The 6,043-nt window shown below is 39.6% G+C and carries 6 protein-coding genes; all 6 read left to right on the top strand.

Annotated features, from left to right (window positions below):
• Positions 1–6: 6 nt before the first annotated feature.
• Positions 7–291: a sporulation protein YqfC gene (gene yqfC, locus WMZ97_RS14765; protein ID WP_343272870.1), complete on the top strand. Its 285-nt coding sequence runs from the start codon at positions 7–9 to the stop codon at positions 289–291.
• A 31-nt stretch (positions 292–322) separates the two neighbouring features.
• Positions 323–1,552: a sporulation protein YqfD gene (gene yqfD / locus WMZ97_RS14770; protein ID WP_343272861.1), complete on the top strand. Its 1,230-nt coding sequence runs from the start codon at positions 323–325 to the stop codon at positions 1,550–1,552.
• A 151-nt stretch (positions 1,553–1,703) separates the two neighbouring features.
• On the top strand, positions 1,704–2,663 hold the full coding sequence (locus tag WMZ97_RS14775) for a PhoH family protein (RefSeq protein ID WP_343272862.1): 960 nt from the start codon (positions 1,704–1,706) through the stop codon (positions 2,661–2,663).
• 130 nt (positions 2,664–2,793) lie between these two features.
• Positions 2,794–4,935, top strand: a complete 2,142-nt coding sequence (locus WMZ97_RS14780; RefSeq protein WP_343272863.1) for an HD family phosphohydrolase — start codon at positions 2,794–2,796, stop codon at positions 4,933–4,935.
• The gene (gene ybeY / locus WMZ97_RS14785; protein ID WP_343272864.1) at positions 4,936–5,400 is read left to right on the top strand and encodes an rRNA maturation RNase YbeY; all 465 of its coding nucleotides are present in this window, start codon (positions 4,936–4,938) and stop codon (positions 5,398–5,400) included.
• Positions 5,378–5,758 (top strand): diacylglycerol kinase family protein, encoded by a 381-nt coding sequence (locus WMZ97_RS14790; RefSeq protein ID WP_343272865.1) that lies wholly within the window; start codon positions 5,378–5,380, stop codon positions 5,756–5,758. Before ybeY ends, WMZ97_RS14790 begins: the two co-directional genes overlap by 23 nt.
• Positions 5,759–6,043 lie beyond the last annotated feature (285 nt).

Genomic DNA, 6,043 nt, shown 5'->3' on the forward strand with positions numbered 1-6,043 from the left:
GGGGCTCTGTATGTGAAATGGTATAAGCGAATTACACCATGGTTAACAAACCATCTAGCACTTCCTTCAGACGTCGTTCTTGAACTTCCTAGAATAACAATGATTGGTCAAATACATGTCTATATCGAAAATCATCAAGGGCTCGCAGTATATTCAGAGACGGAATTGAAACTAAAAACGAATAAAGGTTACATCCAAATTTTAGGATCGTCTTTTGTATTAAAAATGATGCTCCCAGAAGAAATACTGGTGGAAGGAACCATTGAAGAAGTGAAATTTATCCCAGCATAAGGGTGAAGCTGCTGCAATGAAGGAGGAAATCATGAAACAAATCCAAGGATCATTTATAACCGGGTATGTAACAGTAATGGTAAAAGGAAATATGCCTGAGCTATTCTTTCAGCAATGTGCCAAACGAAAAATTCTGGTTTGGGATGTTGAAAAAGAATCATCAACATCCTGCAAGGGAAATATCAGGCTGCAGGATATTAAGTTTATCAAAGAAATTAGGCGAGGAACCGATTACAAATTATCTTTTGTCGGAAAAAAAGGGTCACCATTTTTATTGAAGCGATTTTTACGCAAACGAGAGCTTGTTATCGGTATCTTGCTTAGCATCTTGTTAATCTTTGGTTTGTCAAATATTATCTGGGATGTGAAAGTAACAGGGGTACCAAAGGATATTGAGAAAAAAATTGTCAAGCAGCTTGATGGATATGGAATTCATGCTGGGTCCTGGAGTCTTACCTTGGAACCAGCAAGTGTCATTCAGCAAAAATTGGTGAATGACATTCCTGAACTCCTGTGGGTTGGTGTGAATAAAAAAGGGACAACCTATTTTTTGGAAGGTGTCGAGAAGCAAACGGTGAAAGAAAAGGAAGTAAAGGGGCCCCGTAATTTAATTGCCACAAAAAAAGGTGTGATTCAAAATATGTTTATCTCCAAAGGGCTTGCCAAGGTTCAGGTACATGATTATGTTGAGCCAGGCGACCTGCTTGTAACTGGAAAGCTTGATTTCGATACCGATACCGATAAAGATAACGACACCGATGATAAAGATAAAAAACTGATCGCTGCAGAGGGAGAAGTAATCGCCCAAACGTGGTATGAAGTCAGCGTAACTGTACCGTTACAGGCGAATGTCGAAATGCTTACCGGTGATCACAAAAAGAAATATTATTTGCGTTTTGGAGATGTGAAACTGCCAATTTGGGGATTCGGAAATCCAGACTATAAACATATCCAAAAAGAAGAGACAGACAATCATGTTCAATTCCTCAAATGGGAACTCCCTGTCCATTTTATTGAATCGACCTGGAACGAAAAAAATAATCATCAGCTAAAACGAACGAAAGATGAGGCAGTCCAAATCGGCTTGAAGCAAAGTGAGAATGAATTACAGTTACGACTAGGGCCTGATGCTAAAATTACTTCACAAAAAGTTTTGCAAGAAACAACGGAGAATGGTAAAGTTAAACTAACCTTATTTGCTACAGTAGAAGAGAATATTGCGAAAGAAGAACCTATATCAAACGCAGAAGCACCCGATTGAGGGGAAGCTGGTTAAACCGGAATGTCCTGTGCCGGCACTAATATGACCTGTGTTCTGAGAAAGTTCACTGGGCGCTGGAACCTATTTTTGCCAAAAGCATCATAAAACAAAAATTGTATATGACCTTTACTATAAATCAAGGAGATTGAATATGGCAGAGCACTTTAGCACAGTTGATTTACAAATTAAAAGCCCAAGTGAAGCGCTGGCTTTATTTGGCACAAATGATAAAAATTTAAAACAATTGGAAGAGCAATTATCCGTTTCTATCGTTACCAGAGGGGAACAAATCCGGGTATCGGGTGAAAACGAAGATGTTGCATTAGTACAGGAGATATTGTTGACGTTTCTATCCATTATACGTAAAGGATTAACGATTTCTGAGCGAGATGTTGTTTATGCCATTGAGCTAGCAAGGAATGGCAAGATTAATCAGTTAGAAACCTTATTTGAAGACGAAATTACCAAGAATGTGAAGGGAAAGTCCATTCGGGTAAAAACATTAGGTCAGAAAAGTTATGTTTCTGCGATTAAGGAAAATGACCTTGTGTTTGGTATTGGCCCTGCGGGAACAGGTAAAACCTATTTAGCCGTTGTCATGGCTGTACAGGCATTAAAGAACGGACTTATAAAGCGGATTATTCTGACGAGGCCGGCAGTAGAGGCTGGAGAAAGCTTAGGTTTTTTGCCAGGCGATTTGAAAGAAAAGGTCGATCCATACCTTCGTCCGTTATACGATGCATTGCACGATGTGCTAGGTGCGGAGCATACCTTACGTTTAATTGAACGTGAAACCATTGAAATCGCCCCGCTTGCCTATATGCGTGGTCGAACATTGGATGATGCATTCGTGATTCTGGATGAGGCACAGAACACTACCCCGGAACAAATGAAAATGTTTTTAACCCGCTTGGGATTTGGCTCGAAAATGATTATTACTGGAGACATCACCCAAATAGACTTGCCAAAAGGTGTAAAATCTGGATTGCATGTAGCAAGTCAATTGCTAGACAGTGTAAAAGGAATTTCCTTTGTTTATCTGAACCCAACTGATGTTGTCAGGCATCCATTGGTACAGCGAATTATTGATGCATATGAAAAAGTGAACTAATTTTTCCGGGCCCGGCATCGTTACGGGTCTTATTTACTAAGTACAAGATGGTAATAAAAAAGTAAAACAGAGCGATTGCGTATTCCTGGTCTTAATAATTGGGCAGTGTTTTGTGAAATGAGGTGAATCTATGAAAAAAACAATAAGATACTTTTGGTCATCGTTACGGAAGACCAAGTCGAGATGGCTGACAATTGCTATCCCCGTATCTATTTTAGGTATCATTTTTTTCTTTGTCACCGTAAACAATGTCTTTACACAGACGTATAATATTGAGCGATTTGCTATTGCTAAAGAGACTATTCGCTCGCCGATCACCATTGAAAATGAGCAGGAAACCAAGCGCAAAGCTCGGGAAACGGTACAATCGGTTGACGACCGCTATGAAATTTCCAAGGAAATCACCGATGAGCAAATTGGTTATGTTAATGAATTATTTGATGCTATAAAGAAATTGGACGAGGAAAACAAAAAGGATGGTAAAGCTTCAAATAATGATGAGGAGGAAGGGCTGTCTACCCCGGAAAAAGTGCAAAAGTTATCCAATGTATTGTCTCCGGGGATAACGGAGCACGTGGACGAACTGATCCTGGCACAATTACTGGAGGCATCGTCTAACGAACGTGCAAAAGGAAAAAAGATCCTGATCGATGCATTAAAGGATGTGTTCCGTGAAGGTGTGCGGACAGAAAATGTTCAGAGCGCTACAACCGCGGTTAAGCAGGAAATTAAATATACAGATTTAAATAATGATGTGAAACAGGCTTTAATGTCATTAAGCAATTTTGCGGTTGTCGAAAATTCGGTGTTTGATGTAGAGAAGACAATGGAAGCACGAAAAGCCGCTGCCAGCAGTGTGGAACCAGTCATCATCCGGGCTGGTGAAACGATTGTCGGAGAAGGACAGACAATTACAAATGAAAAATATGAACAATTAAAATTGGCCGGTCTATTGAATAAAGAACGAAATGTCTTTCCAATTATCGGGCTCGCCTTACTGGTCGTGTTAATCTGCGGTGGGATTGCCTATGAAATGTATTTGCTTGATAAACAGAAACAATTGGATAAAGGCAAAGTGGCTGCGGTTGTCCTGATCAGTATTGTCGTTATTGCTTTAATGAAAGGGGTTAGCCTGTTTACCACCCAAATCAATCAACTATATTTTCTGGTTCCTATTGCAACTGGTGGGCTGCTGCTTAAACAATTGATTCATGAACGATTTGCCATTGTTTTAGCTGGACTATATGCTGTTTTGGGCAGTATTATTTTTAATGGGGAAATACCTGGATCTTTAAACATCGAAGCCGGTATTTATTTCTTTTTTTCCCAGCTCGCAGGTATTATCTTCTTGATGAACATTAAAGATCGATTGGCAATTGTTAAAGCTGGAGTAGGGATGACAATCGTTAATGTGATTACTGTATTATTATTTCTATTTTTGTCATTTGAAAAATATTCCCTAAAAGACTTTTTTATTCAGTCCGGTTTCGGTTTTGGTTCGGCTTTATTATCGGCTGTCTTAACAATGGGACTGCTGCCGTTTTTTGAAACAGGTTTGGGGATCCTCTCCGATATCAAATTACTTGCTTTATCAAGTCCGAACCAAAAATTAATTAAAAAGATCCTGACGGAAGCCCCAGGTACGTATCATCATTCGATCATGGTTGCTAATTTAAGTGAAACTGCTTGTGAAGCGATTGGTGCTAATGGATTGCTAGCACGAGTTGGGGCCTATTATCATGATATTGGAAAAACGGTCCGGCCCCAATATTTTATTGAAAATCAATTGGCTGGTGCAAACTTGCATGATCAGTTGGAGCCACAAAAAAGTGCCCAGATTATTATTAGCCATCCGTATGACGGTGCGGCAATGCTGCAGAAACACCATTTGCCAAAAGAAATTATTAATATTGCGAAAGAGCACCATGGAACAACACTATTAAAGTTCTTTTACTATAAAGAGAAGAAGAACAATGAACAAGTAAAAGAAAGCGATTTTCGATATCCTGGTCCGAAACCGCAAACAAAAGAAGCAGGGGTTGTAAATATCTGTGATTCGGTTGAGGCAGCTGTTCGGTCATTAAACGAACCAACGGAAGAAAAAATTGAAGATATTGTCTCATCGATTATCAAAGACCGCTTATTAGATGGTCAACTGGATGAATGTCCATTGACCATGCAAGATCTAAACACGGTACATCAGACGGTGTGCGAAACATTAAAAGGGATCTTTCATTCAAGAATTCAATATCCGGAGAAGGAGACGAGTTAAATGCATATCGATTTTCATGATCAAACCAATTCTGTGCCGAGTGATACGATTGATTTGCTGCAGCGATTACTTGATTTTGCAGCGGAACAAGAGGAGGTTTCCAATGAAGCGGAAATATCCATAAACTTTGTCAACAATGATGAAATCCAAGAATTAAATCGCAATTATCGCCAGCAGAATAAGCCAACAGATGTTATTTCATTTGCCATGCAGGAAACAGGTGAAGGGGAACTCCCGGTAGTCGGCGAGGATATTCCACTTGTGCTTGGAGATATTGTGATCTCGATTGATCGGGCAAAGGAACAAGCGTCTGATTATAATCATTCATTAGAACGGGAAATTGGTTTTTTGTCTGTTCATGGCTTTCTTCATTTACTTGGCTATGATCATATGGAGAAGGAAGAGGAAGAAGAAATGTTTCAGAAACAAGAGGATATTCTTCATGCGTTTGGACTCGAACGATAACCGTAAAAAGCGGGGGATCGGCCTTCGTTTTGCCTGGAATGGCATTATGGCGGTCGTTAAGCATGAACGCAATTTCCGAATTCATATCGTTGTGGCATTACTTGTCATGATTGTTGGGGTTATAGTGAAACTGTCGGTCAGTGAATGGCTGGTACTTGTTTTAACTATTGGATTTGTATTGGCAATGGAAATGGTTAATTCGGCGATTGAAACCGTGCTTGATTATTTGAAACCTGAACAGCATCCAATGGCCAAGATCATTAAGGACGTAGCTGCGGGGGCAGTTCTAATTGCTGCTATTACCTCAGTTGTTGTCGGTTGTCTCTTGTTTTTGCCTAAACTGTATAGCTATCTATAAATGATAAAGCTACGATAAAAGAGCTTTGATTATAAAGAAATCCGCACAATGATTCAAATCTCCTCAACTGGAATTTGTATTTGTTCGGATTTTCTTTTTTTATGTCAGGAGCACATAAAGTTTTAGCAACGAGCATCTCCATGCGGGTAAAAATTTTAGTGTGCAAAGTATACATAAACTACGACACAGTTTCGGATAGTAGTTATCATACCGATACGGAAATACACTACGCTTTCCGCGGGCTCGCCGTATATTTCCTTCGCTAGTATAGTGTTTTCAATTATC

Origin of the sequence: Lentibacillus songyuanensis, from assembly GCF_039548255.1 — a bacterium.
GTDB classification, from domain to species: Bacteria; Bacillota; Bacilli; order Bacillales; family Amphibacillaceae; genus Lentibacillus_C; species Lentibacillus_C songyuanensis.

Bases quoted from the DNA above. Each gene is read 5' to 3' on its own strand.
- WMZ97_RS14790 (WP_343272865.1), top strand. From the start codon at position 5,378: ATGCGTTTGGACTCGAACGATAACCGTAAAAAGCGGGGGATCGGCCTT.
- WMZ97_RS14775 (WP_343272862.1), top strand. From the start codon at position 1,704: ATGGCAGAGCACTTTAGCACAGTTGATTTACAAATTAAAAGCCCAAGT.
- WMZ97_RS14780 (WP_343272863.1), top strand. From the start codon at position 2,794: ATGAAAAAAACAATAAGATACTTTTGGTCATCGTTACGGAAGACCAAG.
- yqfD (WP_343272861.1), top strand. From the start codon at position 323: ATGAAACAAATCCAAGGATCATTTATAACCGGGTATGTAACAGTAATG.
- ybeY (WP_343272864.1), top strand. From the start codon at position 4,936: ATGCATATCGATTTTCATGATCAAACCAATTCTGTGCCGAGTGATACG.